Here is a 16,156-nt window from a genome sequence, read left to right on the forward strand (position 1 = left end):
GCGATGACACTGAAATCTGCTGTTCTTGCTCTGGCTGCCATCGGCGGTGTGGCGCTCGCGTCGGGCGAGGCGCTCGCAGCCATGCCGAATGGCATCCCGCAGGCGGACAAGATTGCAAGCGGTCCGGCCGCTGACGTGGATCAGGTGCGCTGGGTGTGCAACCCCTGGGGCCGCTGCTTCTGGCGTCCGAACTATTACGGCGCCTACGGCTATTACGGCGGCCCGCGACGCTTCTACGGCCCGCGCCCGTGGGGCTGGGGCCATCGCCACCACCATTGGCGCCGCTGGTGAACGACAAAGGGGCCGCGAGGCCCCTTTTCTTTTGAGATGAACCGGCGCCGCGGCTCGGCTGCTTCTCAGAGCGCCGCCAGCACCGCTTTGGTGATGTCGGCAGTCCCGTTGCTGCCGCCGAATTCCATCGGCTTGATGCCGCCGGCATAGACCTGATCCACCGCACGCTCGATCGTCTCGCCGGCCTCCGCCGCGCTCTCGACGCCGTGCTTGTCGGCGAGCCAGTCCAGCATCATCGCCGCCGACAGGATCATGCCAGTGGGATTGGCCTTGCCCTGCCCCATGATGTCGGGCGCGGTGCCGTGGCAGGGCTGGAACACGGCATATTTGTCGCCGATGTCCGCCGACGGCGCCATTCCGAGGCCGCCGATCAGGCTCGCAGTGATGTCGGAGACGATGTCGCCGAACATGTTCTCCATCACCATCACGTCGAAATCCCAGGGACGCTTCACCAGCATCGCCGAGCAGGCATCGACATAGAGCCGATCGGTCTTCACGTCGGGATGCTTCTTGGCGATCTCGTCGAAAATGCCGCGAAAGAACGCGAACGCCTTGAACACGTTCGCCTTATCGACGCAGGCAAGCGCGCCGGGCTTGCCGCGCGCCTTGCGCCGCTCAGCGAGGCGAAACGAGAAATCGAACAGGCGCTCGGATGTCCTGCGTGTGATCACCATGGTCTCGCGCGCGTCCTCATGGGTGACGACGCCCTTGCCCATCGAGGCGAACAGGCCTTCGGTCGATTCCCGGATCACGACGAGATCGATGCCGCGCGCATCAGCGCCGACGATCGGGCTCGGCACGCCCGGAATAAGGCGCGCCGGTCGCACGCCGGCATAGAGATCGAAGATGAAACGCAGCTCGATCTGCGGCGCGATCTCGGTATTGTCGGGGTAGCGCACCGACGGCAGGCCGCAGGCGCCGAGCAGGATTGCGTCCGCCTCCTCGCACAGCTTGATGGTCGAGTCAGGCATCGACTTGCCGGTGGCAAGATAATTGTTGGCGCCGGCGGGTGCTTCAGTGAAACGGAAGCGCAAATCCGATTTCTGCTCGATCTTGCGCAGCACCTCGACGGCCGGCGCCATGACTTCGGGACCGATGCCGTCACCGGCGAGCACGGCAATGTGGAAGGCGTTGTTTGCGGACATTTAAGGCCTCAAGGAAAGGAGCTAGCCAAGTCGTCATTGCGAAGAACTCTTGCGACGAAGCAATCCAGACTGTGTCCGCGGAGGGATTTCTGGATTGCTTCGCTGCGCTCGCAATGACGGAGGAGAGAGTGTTCGCTACGGCGTCAGCACCGTGCGCCCGACCACCGCGCCCTGCTGCAATTGCACCAGCGCATCGTTGGCCTTGGCGAGCGGCGCCGTGGTCACCGGGATCGGCGGCACCTTCTTGGTGCGGACGAGGTCGAGCAACTCCTGCGTCTCGCGCAGGTTTCCGACATAGCTGCCCTGGATCGTCACCGCCTTGATCGGAATCAGCGGCAGCGCCCAGGTTGCGCCGCCGCCGAACAGGCCGACGATCACGAGTTTGCCGCCCTTGGTCAGGCAGTCGAATCCAAGCTGCGTCGTCGCGGCATTCCCGACGAGGTCGATCACGGCACGGATCGGCCCGCCCGCCTTCTTGGCGAGTTGCTCCAGCGCATCCGGCGCCTTCGGGTCGACGGTGGCGAGCGCGCCGGCCTTCTCCGCCGCTTCGCGCTTCCTGGCATCGATATCGACCATGATCGCGCCCTTGCCGCCCATGGCTTTCAAGAGCGACAGCGCCATCAGGCCGAGCCCGCCGGCGCCGAACATCACGATCGGCGTGTCGAAATGCTGCTCAACCTTTTTCAGCGCGCTGTAGGTGGTGACGCCCGAGCAGGCATAGGGCGCGGTCGTTGCGGGATCGAGTCCCCTGAGATTGAGCAGATAGCGCGGATGCGGCACCAGCATGTGATCGGAATAGCCGCCGTCGCAATAGACGCCGAGCGAGCGCGGCGTCAGGCACATGTTCTCGTCACCGGCGAGGCACGTCGCGCACTTGCCGCAGCCAATCCAGGGATAGACCAGCCCGACATCGCCGAGCTTGAGGTCGCCCTGGTCGGTCGGTTTCACGTCAGGGCCGAAGGCCAGGATTTCGCCGACCGTCTCGTGACCCATGGTCAGCGGCAGATTGATGCCGCGGTCCTTCAGCGAGAGCGGCTTGCGGCCATGGCCGAGATCGTAGCCGCCCTCCCAGATGTGGAGGTCGCTGTGGCAGACGCCGGCGGCCTTCACCTTGATCAGCACCTGCGTGCCCGAAGGCTGCGGCGTCGCCTCGTCGAACTCCTGCAGCGGCGCCTTGAAATCGGCGACCTTGAAACTCTTCATCGGCGTTCTCCCGGCATGCTTCTCGTTGTCGCGCCACCATGCCATGGCCGGCGAGGCGAGACAAACCGGTCTTAGTTCAGGTCAGCGGATGATGGCAAGCCGCGAACTGGCGAGGCCCGATTTCGCGCAACTCCGGTATCTCCGCGCTGCATCGCTTATCGGCGCGTGGGCAGCGGGTGCGGAAGCGGCAGCCGGACGGCGGCGCAATCGGCGATGGTGGCTCACCCGCCGCCACACTCTCGGCGGGACGCACATCCGGATCGGGCACCGGGATCGCCTGCAACAAGAGCCCGGTATAGGGATGCGCAGGATTTGCGAACAATTGCTCCGACGGACCGACCTCGCAGAGCCGGCCGAGATACATCACCGCGACGCGGTCGCTGACCGCTTTGACCACTGCGAGATCATGCGCGATGAACAACAGCGTCAGGCCGAAGCGTGCTTTCATCTCCTCCAGCAAATTGAGGATCTGTGCGCGGATCGAGACGTCCAGCGCCGAGACCGGCTCGTCGCAGACGATGAATTCCGGATTGAGGACGAGCGACCGCGCGATACAGATGCGCTGGCACTGCCCGCCGGAGAATTCATGCGGCAGGCGGCCCGCGACGAGATCAGGATCGAGCCCGACCGCGCTGAGCACCTCGTGAACCCTGCGCTTGCGCTCGGCGGCATCCTTGACGCCGGCAATGATGAGCGGCTCGGCCACGATGTCGCCGATGCGACGGCGCGGATTGAGCGAGGCGATCGGATCCTGGAAGATCAACTGCACGCGGCGGCGCATCTTGCGCAACGCCTCGCCCTCCATCGCGGTGAGATCTTCGCCGTCGAACAATACCCGGCCGGATTTGGCACGTCGCAATTGCAGCACCGCGCGCCCCAGCGTCGACTTGCCGCAGCCGGATTCTCCGACCAGCCCCAACGTCTCGCCGCGCGCGACCGCAAGGCTGACACCGGACACCGCATGCACCGTCTTGTTGCCGAGACCATATTCGACGACGAGATTGTCGACGTTCAGCAGCGGCTCGGCGCGCGCGGCAAGCTGCATCATGCGCCAACTCCCTCCGCCATCTGGATCGGGTGGAAGCAGGCATAGAGATGATCGGGCATCTCGGCGCTCTTCAGGTCGGGCTTGGCCTCATGACAACGGCTAGCGGCATAGCGGCAGCGAGGCGCGAAGGAGCAGCCCTTTAGCGGTCGTGTCGGATCGGGCGGACGGCCGGAGATCGCGGGCAGCGGGGTATGGGGCGCGGTCTCCAGCTTCGGGATCGCCGCCAGCAACGCTTCGGTGTAGGGCATGTGCATGCGCTTGAACAGCGCCTGGGTCGGGGCGCGCTCCACCACCCTGCCCGCATACATCACGGCGACCTCGTCGGCACGGCCCGCGACCACGCCGAGATCGTGGGTGATGATGATCATCGCCATGTGGCGGCGGCGCTGCTCGCGCGCGAGCAGATCGAGGATCTGTGCCTGGATGGTGACGTCGAGCGCGGTGGTCGGCTCGTCCGCGATCAGCAGCTTCGGTTCGCAGGACAACGCGATCGCAATCGCGATGCGCTGGCGCATGCCGCCGGAACATTGATGCGGATATTGCGCGAGCCGCTGCTCAGGCGCCGGGATTCCGACAGCCGCCAGCAGCTCGATGCTGCGCTTCCGTGCTGCGGGGGCATCGAGCTCGAGATGCTCCTGGATCGTCTCCATCAGCTGCGTGCCGATGGTCAGCACCGGGTTTAGCGAGGTCATTGGGTCCTGAAACACGACTGCGAGATCGCGCCCGCGCAAGCGACGCAAGGGTTCCGCATCGAGCCGCACCAGATCCTGGCCGTCGAACATCACGCGGCCCGTGAGCTTTGCCTTTTTCGGTAGCAGCTGAAGCACCGCGCGCGAGAGCATGGTCTTGCCGCAGCCGGACTCGCCGACGATGCCGAGCGTGCAGCCCGCCTCCAGCGACAGGTCGACATGATCCACGGCGCGCAGATTACCGCGCGGCGTCGGTAGCTCGACTGCAACGTCCTCGATGATCAAGAGCGGAGCGCTCACAGCGCCCCCTGACGCGGGTCGGTCAGCGCCCGCAAGGTATCGCCGACCAGATTGAAGGCCAGCACGGTGAGGAACAATCCGGTCGCCGGCAGGAACGCCAGCCGCGGCGCGACGTCGAGGCTGTCGCGCCCTTCGCCGATCATGCTGCCCCAGCTCGCCATCGGCGGCGGCACGCCGAGACCGAGGAAGGACAGCGCCCCCTCGACCACGATGGTGACGGCAACGCCGAGCAGGAAGAAGGCCAGCAGCGGCAGGATCACGTTCGGCAATAGCTCGCGCAGCAGGATGCGCGCATGGCTGGCACCTAACGCCTCGGCCGCGATCACGAATTCCCGCCGCGCCAGCGTCAGCGTCGCGGCCCGCGCCACACGCATGAAGGCGGGAATGCCGAGCACGCCGAGGATCAGGGTGAGGTTGGGGACGGACTGACCGAGATAAGCCGTCACCGCGAGCGCGAAGATCAGCGGCGGAAAGGCGAGCAGCACGTCCATGCTGCCGACCACCAGCGTCTCGAACCGGCCGCGGAAATAACCGGCGAGCAGGCCGAGCGCGCCGCCGAGCGTAAGGCCGATCATCGGCGCGATCAGCCCGACGGTCAACGACACGCGCGCGCCAAAAATCAGGCGGGCGAGCTCGTCGCGGCCGAGCCCGTCGGTGCCGAGCCAGTGCTCGGTGGAGAACGCCGCGCGGCGCTCCAGCATGTCCATGTCTACGGGGTTCTGCAGCGGCAGCACCGGCGCAAGGATCGCGAGCGCAAGGATGATCGCGAGCCAGGCGCTCGCGATCCAGAACAGCAGGCCGAGCCTGCGCTTGCGGCCGACCGGCACGGGCGCCGCCTCGTCCTGCATCGAGAGCTCAAGCGTGGCCATGGCGGATCCTGGGGTCGAGCACGGCGTAGAGCATGTCGACGATGAAATTCACGATGACGAAGCCGCAGGCAACCAGCAGCACGACGCCCTGGAGGATGACGAGGTCGCGGGTGTAGATCGCCCCGACCAGCAGCCGGCCGATGCCGGGCAGCGCAAAGATCGATTCCACGATCAGGGTGCCGCCGAGCAGGCGGCCGATATTGATGCCTGTGACCGTCACCAGCGTCAGCGACGAGGGCTTGAGCGCATGCACGAACAGGATACGCGCGGGCTTGAGACCCTTGGCCTTGGCGAGCGCGATATAATCCTCCTGCAAGGTCGCGATCATGTCGGAGCGCAGCACCCGCATGATTCCCGGCCATTCCGCCAGCGCCAGCGTCAGTGCCGGCAGCACGAAGAAGCGTAAATTCGCCAGCGGCGCCTCGGTGAACGGCACATAGCCCGTCGCCGGCAGCCAGTGCAGCTCGACCGCGAACAGATAGATCAGCAGGATCGCCACCAGGAACGACGGCATCGACAGCATCGCGAACGCGCTGCCGGTCATGAAACGGTCGAACGCGCCGCCGGCACGCGCGGCACAGGCGATCGCAACCGGGACGCCTATCAACAGTCCGATGAACTCGGCCATCAGCATCAGTTGGAGCGAGACCGGAATGCGCTCGGCGACCGCCTGCAACACCGTCTGCCCGGTGCGGAACGAGCGGCCGAGATCGCCCTGCAGGACGTGACCGAGCCAGCTCAGGTAACGCCACCACAGCGGCTGATCGAGCCCCATGTCACGGCGCAGCGCCGCAACATTCTCCGGCGTTGCCTGATCGCCGAGGATGACGAGAGCGAGATCGCCCGGCAGCAGCGAGGCGATCAGGAAGGTCAACAGCGACACGGCGAGCAACACCGGCAGCATGCCAAGCAGCCGCCGAACGACGAAGTTCAGCATCGTGCCATCATTCCAGCCAGGTCGTCGAAACGTCGATCACGCCGTTGTAGATCTTGGGGAAGCCTTTCAGCTTGGCGCTCGACAGCGCGTAATAAGTGTTCTGGAAGGTCCAGAACCAGATTGCCTCCTTGTTGATCAGGCGGCTGATGGCGCAGTAATCCTCGGTGCGTTGGCCGAGGTCGGCGGTGACGCGCGCGTGGTCCAGCAGCTTGTCGAGCTCCGGGTTTGAGTATCCGGCCAATGCCAGCGGGCTGCCGCTGCGGAAATTCGCGTACATCTGCGGGTCGGGATCGGCGAGATCGACGATGCGCCACGGCGTCATCTGGAACTGGCGGGTGAAGGCGCGTGACGGAATGGTCGCCTGATCGACCTGCTCGATCTCCATGTTGGCGCCGGCGCGCTTCCAGAATTGCTGAAGCACCTGGCCGATCATGCGGCCGCGCGGGGTTGCGGTCACCAGCATCTTGAACTCGACCGGCTTGCCGTAATCCTTGATCAGCGCCTTGGCCTTCTCGACATCGAACGGCAGCGCGCCGTCATCCTTGCATTTGACCCAGGAGCCATCGCCATAGGGATTGGTCGCGGGCCGGCTCAGGCCGTTGCTGATCGCCTGCGACATTTTCGGGCGGTCGAGCGCCATCACCAGCGCCTGACGCACGCGGACATCGTCGAACGGCGCGACCTTGGTGTTGAAGGCGTAGACCTGCGCGCCCGAGCCCTTGTAGGTGTGCACCGTGAGCTTGGAGTCCTTCTGCGCCTTCATGATGTTGTCGGCGTCGTTCTCGTCGTCCCAGATGATGTCGGCCTCGCCCGATTGCAGCGAGGCGAAGCGCGACTGCGCATCGGGCAGCGGCTTTAAGATGATGCGGTCGAGATAGGGACGGCCCTTGTCCCAGTAGTTGGGGTTTTTCTCCAGCACCATCCGGTCGCCTGCGGTCCATGATTTCAGGATGTAGGGACCAGTGCCGACGGGATTGCGATTGTAGTCGTCACCCTTGGTCTTCCACGCGGTCGGCGAATGAATGACGTTGTTGGAGCTCTGGATTGTGATCACCGCCGGCCAGTTCACCGAGGGATCGGTCAGATTGAAGACAACGGTGGTTTCGTCCGGCGCCAGCACCTCCTTGACGTTGGTGATGTAGAAGGCACAGCGGCACTTGTTGGCGGGGTCTTTCTGCCGGTCGAAATTCTCCTTGAAAGCCTGCGCATTGAACGGCGTGCCGTCGTGGAATGTCACGCCCTGGCGCAGCTTGAAGGTCCAGCTCTTGTAATCGTCGGAATGGGTCCATGACACCGCGAGCTTCGGCGCGGCTTCGCCCTTGTCGTCGAGCGTGGTCAGCGTATCGAAGATCGCCGCGGCCGCGGTGAAGGTCGAGGTGTCGTAGACGCCGACCTTGAGCGGATCGAAGCCCGCGATCTCCAGCTCCTGGCCGACGGTGATGCTGCCGCCCGGCTTCTGCGCTTGCACCGGCCCGGCCAGCGGAAGGAGGGCAAATGCCGCAACAAGGAAAATCGGCGCGTGCTTGCGCGCCGCGGCAGCAATGTTCGTCATGGTTCCTCCCGGGATCCCTCGTCCGATGTTTCGGATCGTTGAATGACTGGGGACGAGATTGGCGACAAAAGCTCGCCACGGCAAGAGGAACGCGCGACAGATCACACGCCGCACGTGCGGCGTAATGGTGCTCAGCCTGTCGCAGCAGTTTTGCCTGTCGGAATTGATGCATCATCGGCGAGGCTGATCTCTTCGCGCAGGGCATCGGTATGCTCGCCGAGCACGGCCATCGTCTTGGCCGGCGTGGTATCGGCACCCGACATCCGGAATGGCAGGTTGAGCACCTGAAAGGAGCCGCCCTCGTCCCGCACCTCGGAGAGCGCCTGCCGGTGCGCAAGCTGCGGATCGGCCAGCGCCTCGGACACGGTGCGATAGGCCGAAGCCGGCACGCCGGCAGCCCCTAGCGCTGCGAGACACGCATCGGTCGTGAGCTGCCGCGACCAGGCCTCGACGCCGTCCATCACCTCGGCCCAATTCTCGCGGCGCGCGGCATAGGTCGCAAAGCGCGGATCGGAGATCCATTCGGGGTGACCGATCACGCCCATCAATCCCTGGAACGTCTTCTCGCTGGCGACCGTGATCATGACATAGCCGCTTGCCGTCTCGGTCGGGCCGAACATCGGGCGCGGCGGTGGCTTCACGGCGAATTGTGCGCTCTGCAATTCGGTCAGCGTCAGTGACAGCATCGATTCCAGCATCGACACGTCGATGTGCTGGCCAAAGCCGGTCACGGTCCGCTGATAGAGTGCGGACGCGATCGCGCCGAAGCCGTAGGTGCCGGTGACGACGTCGGCGTGATAGATGCCGCAATAATCAGGGCGATTGCGGCCGGGCTGGTAGGCCAGATGCGCCATATCATAGCCGGAGGCGGCATGGATCACCGGCGCATAGGCCGGCAGCTCGGCCGAGGGGCCGGTCTGGCCGTAGCCCGAGATCGAGCAATAGATCAGCTTCGGGTTGACGGTGCGCAGCCTGTCGTAGTCGAGCCGCAGCCGATGCATCACGCCGGGGCGAAAGTTCTCGACCAGGATGTCTGATGCCGCGGCCAGCCGGCGCACCGCCTCCTTGCCGTCCTCGGACTTGAGGTCGAGCACGACGCTCTTCTTGCCGACATTGAGCTGGCCGAACGCGGTGCTGCACCCCTTGCGCAGCGGCGGCCGGGTCCGCATGGTCTCCCCGCCGTCGGTCTCGATCTTGATGACCTCAGCGCCCATGTCGGCAAGCATCCGCGCGCAGTGAGGACCGGCGATGGTGGTGGAAAAATCCAGGACCCTCAGCCCGGCGAAGGCTTTTGTCGTCGTCCCCTCATGCTTATCTGCTAGCTGCATGCCTGCTCACGTCCTTGGGTCTTAGGAACTCTCGAAGTTCTCTGTTGTTGATGCGGCGACCCTAGAGGGCGGCGGCCGAGTAGGAAAGTGTTTACCGAACCGACACGCCGCGTGGGTGGGCTTTAAGAATTCCCGGACAACTGGACCCGTTCTTGCATAGTAGCGAACGGGATCGACAGAGGGCAGCTGTTCTTGAGGGTCTTGTTCGTCACCACGGAGATGGACGACTTCGTCCGCGTCGGCGGCCTTGGAGCCGTGTCCGCTGCGCTGCCCCGCGCCCTTCGCTCCTTTACCGATATCCGGATCATGCTGCCCGGCTATCGCGACATCATCGAGCAACTCACCCATATTCAGATCGTTGGCCGCAGCCCGGCCTTTGCAGAGATGCCGGCCTGCTCGCTCGGACGGGCAGCGACCAAGGACGGCCTGCCGGTCTACGTGCTGTTGTGCTCGCAACTTTACGACCGGCCCGGTAACCCCTATGGCGACGAGTCCGGGCGCGACTGGCCCGACAATGACATCCGCTTCGCGCGCTTTGCCTCTGCCGCCGCTGAGCTGGCCATGGGCAAGCTGGACAAGAATTGGGCAGCTGACCTGATCCATGCCAATGACTGGCAGGCCTCGCTCGTGCCGGCCTATCTCGCCTGGCGCGGCTCCAAGCTACCGTCGATCCTGACCATTCACAATCTTGCCTATCAGGGCCTCTTTCCGAAGGACTCGCTGCGGCGGATCGGCGCACCGGAGAGCTCTTTCCACATCGACGGTGTCGAGTTCTACGACCAGCTGTCCTTCCTCAAGGCGGGCCTCGTCTACGCCTCGCACCTCACCACCGTCAGCGGCACCTATGCGCGCGAGATCACCACGGCCGAATTCGGCTGCGGCCTGGAGGGCCTGCTCCGCCTGCGCTCGGACGCGTCCGAGCTCACCGGCATCCTCAACGGCATCGACGAGAGCTGGGACCCGCGCTCCTGCGCCCAGCTCGCCCAGCAGTTCGGCGCCGGCGACTGGGTCGGCAAGAGGGCCAATGCGGACTACGTCCGCAAGCAGTTTGGCTTAGCGGTCTCGCGCGGCCCGATGTTCGGCATCGTCGCGCGTCTCGTGCACCAGAAGGGCATCGATCTCGTGCTGTCGGCGGCCGACGAGATCGTCGATGCCGGCGGACAGATCGTGGTCACCGGCTCCGGCGAGCCGGCGCTGGAGCAGGCCTTGATCGACGCGCATCGCCGCCGCCCCGACGCGATCGGAGTTGTGATCGGCTTCAACGATGCCCAGGCCCGCCGCATCTTTGCGGGCAGCGATTTCACCCTGATGCCGTCGCGCTTCGAGCCGTGCGGGCTCAGCCAGATGTACGCCCAGCGCTTCGGCTCGCTGCCAATCGGTCACCAGACCGGCGGCCTTGCCGAAACCATCACCGACGGTGAGACCGGCTTCCTCTTCTCGAGGCCCTCGCGCGAGTCCTTCCTTGGCGGCGTCCGCCGCGCCTTCTCGGCCTTCATGGCGCAAGACCAGCTCGACACCATGCGCCGCAGCGCCATGGGACGGTCCTTCTCCTGGAGCATCTCGGCGGGGACCTACAGCGCGCTCTACCGGAAGCTGGCTTCGGTGTGAGGCAGAGGCGTATCTCTGTTCTCCGCCGTTGCGAGCGCAGCGAAGCAATCCGAGAGATCGGGCCTTTACCCCTTTCCGCGCACATCCATTTGCGGCCGCCCGATCCACGCCCTGTTGAGGCAGCGCGTCATCCAGTCGGGCTGCGGCTCGCCCCGCAGCCGCGCCTGCGCTTCCTGGTAGGGCCCGACATAGCGCAGCCGATCCGGCAATGTCGGATAGATGCGCCGGATCCATCGCAGCGCGTTGTCGGCCGATCTGACCTCCCGCTCGCCGAGCTCAAACCCGAAGCCGGCGCGCAAGCGTTCCGGCAGCAGGCTCGCCGTGAGCGAGCGATACCATCGTGGCGGCCGCAACCACGGACGCGCGCCGCCAAAAATCTGCGCCGCGATCTCGCGCGCCGCCGGGCTCACGGTCAGCGTGTCCGTCTGCACCATCGCCGCGGTGTAGGACGTAAAGCCCGACCAGTCCGCGGGCAGATCATCCGCCGTCAATCCGAACAATGCACCGAACGTCCGACTCTCGCTCCAGTAGCGCTCGCGCTCCTCCACCGAGAATGGCGGCAGAACCAGCTCGTGCGCCATCAGCGCCGTCTCGACCAGCGTCGCATGGACCCAACGCAGCGAGGGGATATCGTTGGCGCAGTAGCGCGAGCCTGCCGCAAAGGGACCGACCGTCTCCGGCATCTCTCCGACGATCATGCTGTGTCGTCGGTGCAGCTGCCGGGAGGACAGCAAGGCACGGTCGAGCGAGCCGAACACCATGGCAAAGACGATGTCAAAGGTGCGATGGAAGCGGCCAATCGGATCGGCCAGGGTTTTCGAATGCTCGGCGATGGCGGCGGCGACCCAGGGATGCGCCAGTTGCAGCAACAACGCGCGGCCGGCACCGAGAAAGATGACCGCCTCCCGGTCGATCCGCCAGGTCAGCGTATCAGGACCGAACACGCCCGCTACCGGCCCCGCCGCGTTGGCGCGGACCAGATCGAGCGTTGCCTCCAGATCTTTCTCAGCGACCAATTGCAAGCCTCGCGACGAACACGGGGCAACAATAGCCCAGACCTAGCCCTCGGGAAATCGCCACTGCGCAAGACAATCACGCGTCAAGCCCTCACTCCGCCGCAATCGGCATCTCCTCCATATGCTCGTGCAGCACCACCCCGGCGAGCGGATCGAATTCGCCGATCCAGGGCTTGCGTGCCAGGACCGATCGCGTGTGAGCGTAACCAGCGTGCCAACGCCGTGTGATCCCCGACGGACTGAAGTCGATATCCTTGGTATGGGTCTCGCGCTCAAGCTGCGGCGCCAGCAGCCGTACCACATGCATGCGGGTCGGACAGCCATAGCTCGTCAACTCTCTCACCGCGGGATCGCTGCGCTCGCTCTCCGGAAGCCGTGCCGCGAGCTGGTTGATGACATGGCGCAGGCGATGGGCCTGCTGCTGGCGCGCAATCTGACTCGAAATGCGGCTGGAATATTGCACGTCCTTGTGCCGGTTCAGCACCTCCGCGATCGTGTTCGGCTCGGGTCCGACGGGATTCCACAAATGCACGGAGAAAATCAGCGAATCCCTGCGCGGATTGTCGTCGAACACCGCTTCCGTCGGCGTGTTCGACAGGATGCCGCCGTCCCAATAGAGCTCGCCGTCGATGCGCACCGCCGGGAAAGCCGGCGGCAGCGCGCCCGACGCCATTATGTGCTTCACCGTCAGTTCACTGTCGCGGCTGTCGAAATAGCGCATTTCACTGGTGCCGACATGAGCCGCACCGACCGTCAGGCGCGGCGCGCAGCGATTGGCGAGATCGAAATCGACGAGCTCGCTCAGCGTCTTCTCCAGCGGCGCGGTCGAATAATAGCCCGCGTTGTCGGCACCGAGCGGATAGGAATCGCCCGCATGCGCCAGTGGATTGGGCCGGAAGAAGCCGCGAATGCCGCCGGTGACCGTCGACCAATAAGCGAGCCTCTCGTTGAAGTCGGGAAAGGCGCCGCCCAGGGTCCAGACCGGGGCCTGCTCCATCCGCTTCCAGAATTCCTTCAGGCGCGCAAGCCGTTGCTCCGGCACGTTGCCGGCAATCAGGCTCGCATTGATGGCGCCGATCGAGGTGCCGATGACCCAGTCCGGCTCGATGCCGGCCTCGTGCAGCGCCTGGTAGACACCCGCCTGATAGGAGCCAAGCGCACCGCCGCCCTGAAGCACCAGCACGACCTGACCCGGGATATCCGCACCTTTGCCCTTCATGCCGTTCATGGTTCGCTCCTGGTGAGCCTGCACCGGCCGAATTTTCGTCGCACGCGGCGGCATTGTTACCCGCGATCATTTTAAGAGATGGCGGGATCTTTTGAAATGCCGGTTGGCTTCCAAGTCCATACGTCCGTGCTATCGCGCGTGGGATGTCATTTCTGGTTCCGATCGGCTAGATTTGAGGTCGATTTCGCTGGGAGCCGATCCATGGAAATGCACCAGGTCCGCTATTTCCTCGCGGTGGCGCAGCTGCTCAATTTCACGCGCGCGGCCGAGGAGTGCAACGTTACACAGCCCTCGCTGACACGCGCGATCAAGCAACTCGAGGCCGAGCTTGGCGGCGATCTGTTCCGCCGCGAGCGGCCGGCGGCGCAATTGACCGAGCTCGGCCAGCGCATGCATCCGCTCCTGAAGCAGTGTTTTGACGCTGCCGCCGGCGCGCGCTCGCTCGCCTCCTCGTTCAAAAGCGGAGAGGTCGGCGCGTTGCGCGTTGCCTTGACGCATTCGATCGACCTAGCGCTGCTCATTCCGCATCTCAACGAGATCAGGCGGCAATTCAACCAGCTCGAATTCCGCTTCCTGCGCGGGACGAGCCGCGAGGTCGGCGAGTTCTTGAAGAAAGGTGAAGCCGAGCTCGGCATCGCCGCCGAGATCGATGAGGCCTGGGAACGGCTCGACGCCTGGCCGCTGTTCACCGAGAGCTTCGAGCTCGTCTTTGGCGACGGACATCGGCTGGCCGGCCGCAGCAGCATCGAACTGGACGATCTGCGCTCGGAGCAACTGTTGAGCCGGACGTTCTGCGAGCATTCGCGCCGCATCTCCGCGAGCCTGCGCGAGCACGGCATCGAGCATGGCCACGAGATTTCGAGCGAGCGCGACCTGATCGAGCTGGTCGAGGCCGACATCGGCGTCGCCATGATGCCGCACACCTCGCCCCTGCCGCAGACACTGACGCGTGCCGCCGTCGCCGGCCTGGACGCCCGCCGCACCGTCAGCCTTTACGGCGTGGCCGGCCGGCAGCGCACGGCGGTCGCCAGCGCCGTGATGCGCATGCTGCGCGGCGCCGACTGGCGCGAGATCGCGGGGTAGCGAGAACGGTCTTCGATAAGGGGAGAACTTAGTTCTCCCTGCCCGCGCTCTCCAGCGCGGCGAGCAGATCGTCGATCTCCATGCGTTTGCGGAAATCGGGATCGACGAAGCGGGCCTTCACGATGCCGTCGCGGCCGACCACGAACACGGCCGGGATCGGCAGCATCCAGCCATCATTGCCGTGGAATTTCGCCATGTCCTGATAGGACAACAGGCGCTGGATCTCGGCACCGAGCCAGATCGCGAGATTGAGCGACAGCGCATAGCCGTTGTCGAGATCGGTCAGGACCGGAAACGGCGCGCCGGATTCAGCCTTGAGCTGGCGGGTAAATTCCTGCGTCTCCGGCATGACCGCAACGATCTGCGCACCCATGGCCTCGATGCGATCGAACGCCTGAACCACGGCACGGACATTGAGCCGGCAATAGGGACACCAATGGCCGCGGAGGAACATCACGGCGAGCGGGCCGCGCTGCAGCAGCGAAGGCAGCGTGACGAGACGCCCGGCCTCGTCCGGCAGCATGAACGCCGGCATCGCATCGCCCGGGTGAGGCGCGGTCTCGCCACCGCCGTTCCCGCCCAATCTCGCCACCAGGCGATCGACGGCCTCGCCATAGGCCGGAAACACCGCACGGCTGGCGTCGGCATAGGCGCAGAGCTGTTCGTTCAGCGTGCCGTCCATGTCGCGGCAGCGCTGGAAAGCAAGCCTGAGCTGCTCGGCATCGGCTGGCGAGAGAGATGTCATCTTCTGCTCCGGCATTCCCTTCAGCGAATATTAGTTTCCCGGTTCGGCCGCCCGCAAGGGGCGGCCGCGATGCCAGGCCGGCTCAGTTCACGTAGAAATTGCCGGTCGGATCGAGCCGTCCCGAGGTGGAGTACAGCGATCCGTTGCGCATGAAGAAGACGGTGTTGTCGGGCACCTTCTTGGCGTTCTTCATCATCGCCTCGTGGTTCTTCTCGGCCGGACCCATGGCCATCGCCGACATCTTGCCGGGGCCGCCATAGACATAGGCCATGCCGGCCTTGAAGTCCCAGGCGGCCTCCGAGAAGGCCGAGGTGGCGATGACCGCAAACGCGGCGGTGGTAATCAGGGTCTTGGACAATTTCGGCATGAGTGCTCCTCCGAATTGACGTGAACGCCCGCCAATCGGGCGCCGTGCCATCGGACGCCGGATACGCCGGAAGCGGAAATGCCGTTGCCCAATCGGATCGATAGCCGCCGCGCATCAACATAGCACCGCGCTATCGCATCGAGAGCAAGCCGGCATTTCAGGATCGACGCGATCTCGATGAAGCTCCCGTCATAGCCGCCGACCAGCGGGGTCGCGGCCAACGCAGGAGACCCTTCCATGTCTAGGAGCCACGCCCTGTCGCGTCCGATCTGGCCAGGCCTTGCCATTGCCGGCGCGCTCGCACTCTCGGCGCAGCCGGTCGTTGCCGGCGAGTGCCCGGCCGGTAAGATCAAGCCGAACGCCCAGCAGATGGTCGATCACAAACCCGTCGGCGTTATCGACGTCACGCTCGGGGCGATCGATCTCGGCAAGCAGCCGGCGCATATCGAGGGCCGCGAGCTGCGCTTCCGCAAGCTCACGATCGAGCCCGGCGGCATCGTGCCCTGGCACAGCCATGACGACCGCCCCGCGTTGATCTTCGTGCAGCAGGGCGAAATCGTCGAATACGCCTCCAACTGTGTCGACCCGATCGTGCACAGGGCCGGCGACATCCGCCCGGAGGTGTACGGCACCTCGCATTGGTGGAAGAACCTCGGCAAGGAGACCGTCATTCTCTATGTCGGCGACATCCGCAAGGATCCCAACGATCGCCACATGTAACGAGCGCATTCCAGCCCCAGCGCACCG

Annotated in this window: 16 protein-coding genes; 4 read left to right on the top strand and 12 right to left on the bottom strand. The window is 65.1% G+C overall.

Annotation, left to right across the window (positions count from 1 at the left end; genetic code table 11):
* Positions 1 to 3: 3 nt before the first annotated feature.
* Positions 4 to 291, top strand: coding sequence for a hypothetical protein (locus GDN70_RS28330; RefSeq protein ID WP_028143066.1), 288 nt, complete (start codon positions 4 to 6; stop codon positions 289 to 291).
* Between the two features lie 65 nt (positions 292 to 356).
* On the opposite strand, the gene GDN70_RS28335 is transcribed toward GDN70_RS28330, so the two are convergent.
* From GDN70_RS28335 to GDN70_RS28370, 8 genes are all read right to left on the bottom strand, one after another.
* A complete protein-coding gene (locus tag GDN70_RS28335; RefSeq protein ID WP_038946999.1) occupies positions 357 to 1,436 on the bottom strand; it encodes an isocitrate/isopropylmalate dehydrogenase family protein in 1,080 nt (359 codons plus the stop codon).
* Positions 1,437 to 1,571: 135 nt separating this feature from the next.
* Positions 1,572 to 2,639 (bottom strand): alcohol dehydrogenase, encoded by a 1,068-nt coding sequence (locus GDN70_RS28340; protein WP_028143068.1) that lies wholly within the window; start codon positions 2,637 to 2,639, stop codon positions 1,572 to 1,574.
* Positions 2,640 to 2,715: 76 nt separating this feature from the next.
* Complete coding sequence (locus GDN70_RS28345) at positions 2,716 to 3,687, bottom strand: ABC transporter ATP-binding protein (protein ID WP_028143069.1); 972 nt, start codon at positions 3,685 to 3,687, stop codon at positions 2,716 to 2,718.
* A complete protein-coding gene (locus GDN70_RS28350; protein ID WP_028143070.1) occupies positions 3,684 to 4,676 on the bottom strand; it encodes an ABC transporter ATP-binding protein in 993 nt (330 codons plus the stop codon). The genes GDN70_RS28345 and GDN70_RS28350 overlap by 4 nt, the downstream gene beginning before the upstream one ends.
* Positions 4,673 to 5,545: an ABC transporter permease gene (locus GDN70_RS28355; protein WP_038946996.1), complete on the bottom strand. Its 873-nt coding sequence runs from the start codon at positions 5,543 to 5,545 to the stop codon at positions 4,673 to 4,675. Before GDN70_RS28355 ends, GDN70_RS28350 begins: the two co-directional genes overlap by 4 nt.
* A complete protein-coding gene (locus GDN70_RS28360) occupies positions 5,532 to 6,482 on the bottom strand; it encodes an ABC transporter permease (RefSeq protein WP_038946995.1) in 951 nt (316 codons plus the stop codon). Before GDN70_RS28360 ends, GDN70_RS28355 begins: the two co-directional genes overlap by 14 nt.
* A 7-nt stretch (positions 6,483 to 6,489) precedes the next feature.
* A complete protein-coding gene (locus tag GDN70_RS28365) occupies positions 6,490 to 8,034 on the bottom strand; it encodes an ABC transporter substrate-binding protein (RefSeq protein WP_038971843.1) in 1,545 nt (514 codons plus the stop codon).
* A 131-nt stretch (positions 8,035 to 8,165) separates the two neighbouring features.
* Positions 8,166 to 9,362 (bottom strand): CaiB/BaiF CoA-transferase family protein, encoded by a 1,197-nt coding sequence (locus GDN70_RS28370; RefSeq protein WP_152103317.1) that lies wholly within the window; start codon positions 9,360 to 9,362, stop codon positions 8,166 to 8,168.
* Between the two features lie 192 nt (positions 9,363 to 9,554).
* Between GDN70_RS28370 and glgA the strand changes: the two genes are divergently transcribed.
* Entirely contained in the window at positions 9,555 to 10,970 is a 1,416-nt protein-coding gene (gene glgA, locus GDN70_RS28375; protein WP_038971841.1) for a glycogen synthase GlgA, read from the top strand.
* Positions 10,971 to 11,035: 65 nt separating this feature from the next.
* On the opposite strand, the gene GDN70_RS28380 is transcribed toward glgA, so the two are convergent.
* The gene (locus GDN70_RS28380) at positions 11,036 to 11,986 is read right to left on the bottom strand and encodes an oxygenase MpaB family protein (protein ID WP_038971840.1); all 951 of its coding nucleotides are present in this window, start codon (positions 11,984 to 11,986) and stop codon (positions 11,036 to 11,038) included.
* A gap of 91 nt (positions 11,987 to 12,077) precedes the next feature.
* Positions 12,078 to 13,214 (bottom strand): patatin-like phospholipase family protein, encoded by a 1,137-nt coding sequence (locus tag GDN70_RS28385; RefSeq protein WP_028143077.1) that lies wholly within the window; start codon positions 13,212 to 13,214, stop codon positions 12,078 to 12,080.
* Between the two features lie 201 nt (positions 13,215 to 13,415).
* Here GDN70_RS28385 and GDN70_RS28390 point away from each other — a divergent pair, with 201 nt between their 5' ends.
* Positions 13,416 to 14,297 carry a LysR family transcriptional regulator gene (locus tag GDN70_RS28390; protein WP_028143078.1) on the top strand — a complete coding sequence of 294 codons (882 nt, stop codon included), beginning with the start codon at positions 13,416 to 13,418 and terminating at the stop codon, positions 14,295 to 14,297.
* Between the two features lie 28 nt (positions 14,298 to 14,325).
* Here GDN70_RS28390 and GDN70_RS28395 read toward each other — a convergent pair whose 3' ends face one another.
* A complete protein-coding gene (locus GDN70_RS28395; RefSeq protein ID WP_152103318.1) occupies positions 14,326 to 15,042 on the bottom strand; it encodes a peroxiredoxin-like family protein in 717 nt (238 codons plus the stop codon).
* Positions 15,043 to 15,124: 82 nt separating this feature from the next.
* A complete protein-coding gene (locus GDN70_RS28400) occupies positions 15,125 to 15,409 on the bottom strand; it encodes a hypothetical protein (RefSeq protein WP_152103319.1) in 285 nt (94 codons plus the stop codon).
* Between the two features lie 237 nt (positions 15,410 to 15,646).
* On the opposite strand from GDN70_RS28400, the gene GDN70_RS28405 reads away from it, so the two are divergent.
* Positions 15,647 to 16,129 (top strand): cupin domain-containing protein, encoded by a 483-nt coding sequence (locus GDN70_RS28405; protein WP_038971839.1) that lies wholly within the window; start codon positions 15,647 to 15,649, stop codon positions 16,127 to 16,129.
* Positions 16,130 to 16,156 lie beyond the last annotated feature (27 nt).

This window comes from Bradyrhizobium sp. TM102 (assembly GCF_009176685.1).
GTDB classification, from domain to species: Bacteria; Pseudomonadota; Alphaproteobacteria; order Rhizobiales; family Xanthobacteraceae; genus Bradyrhizobium; species Bradyrhizobium ottawaense.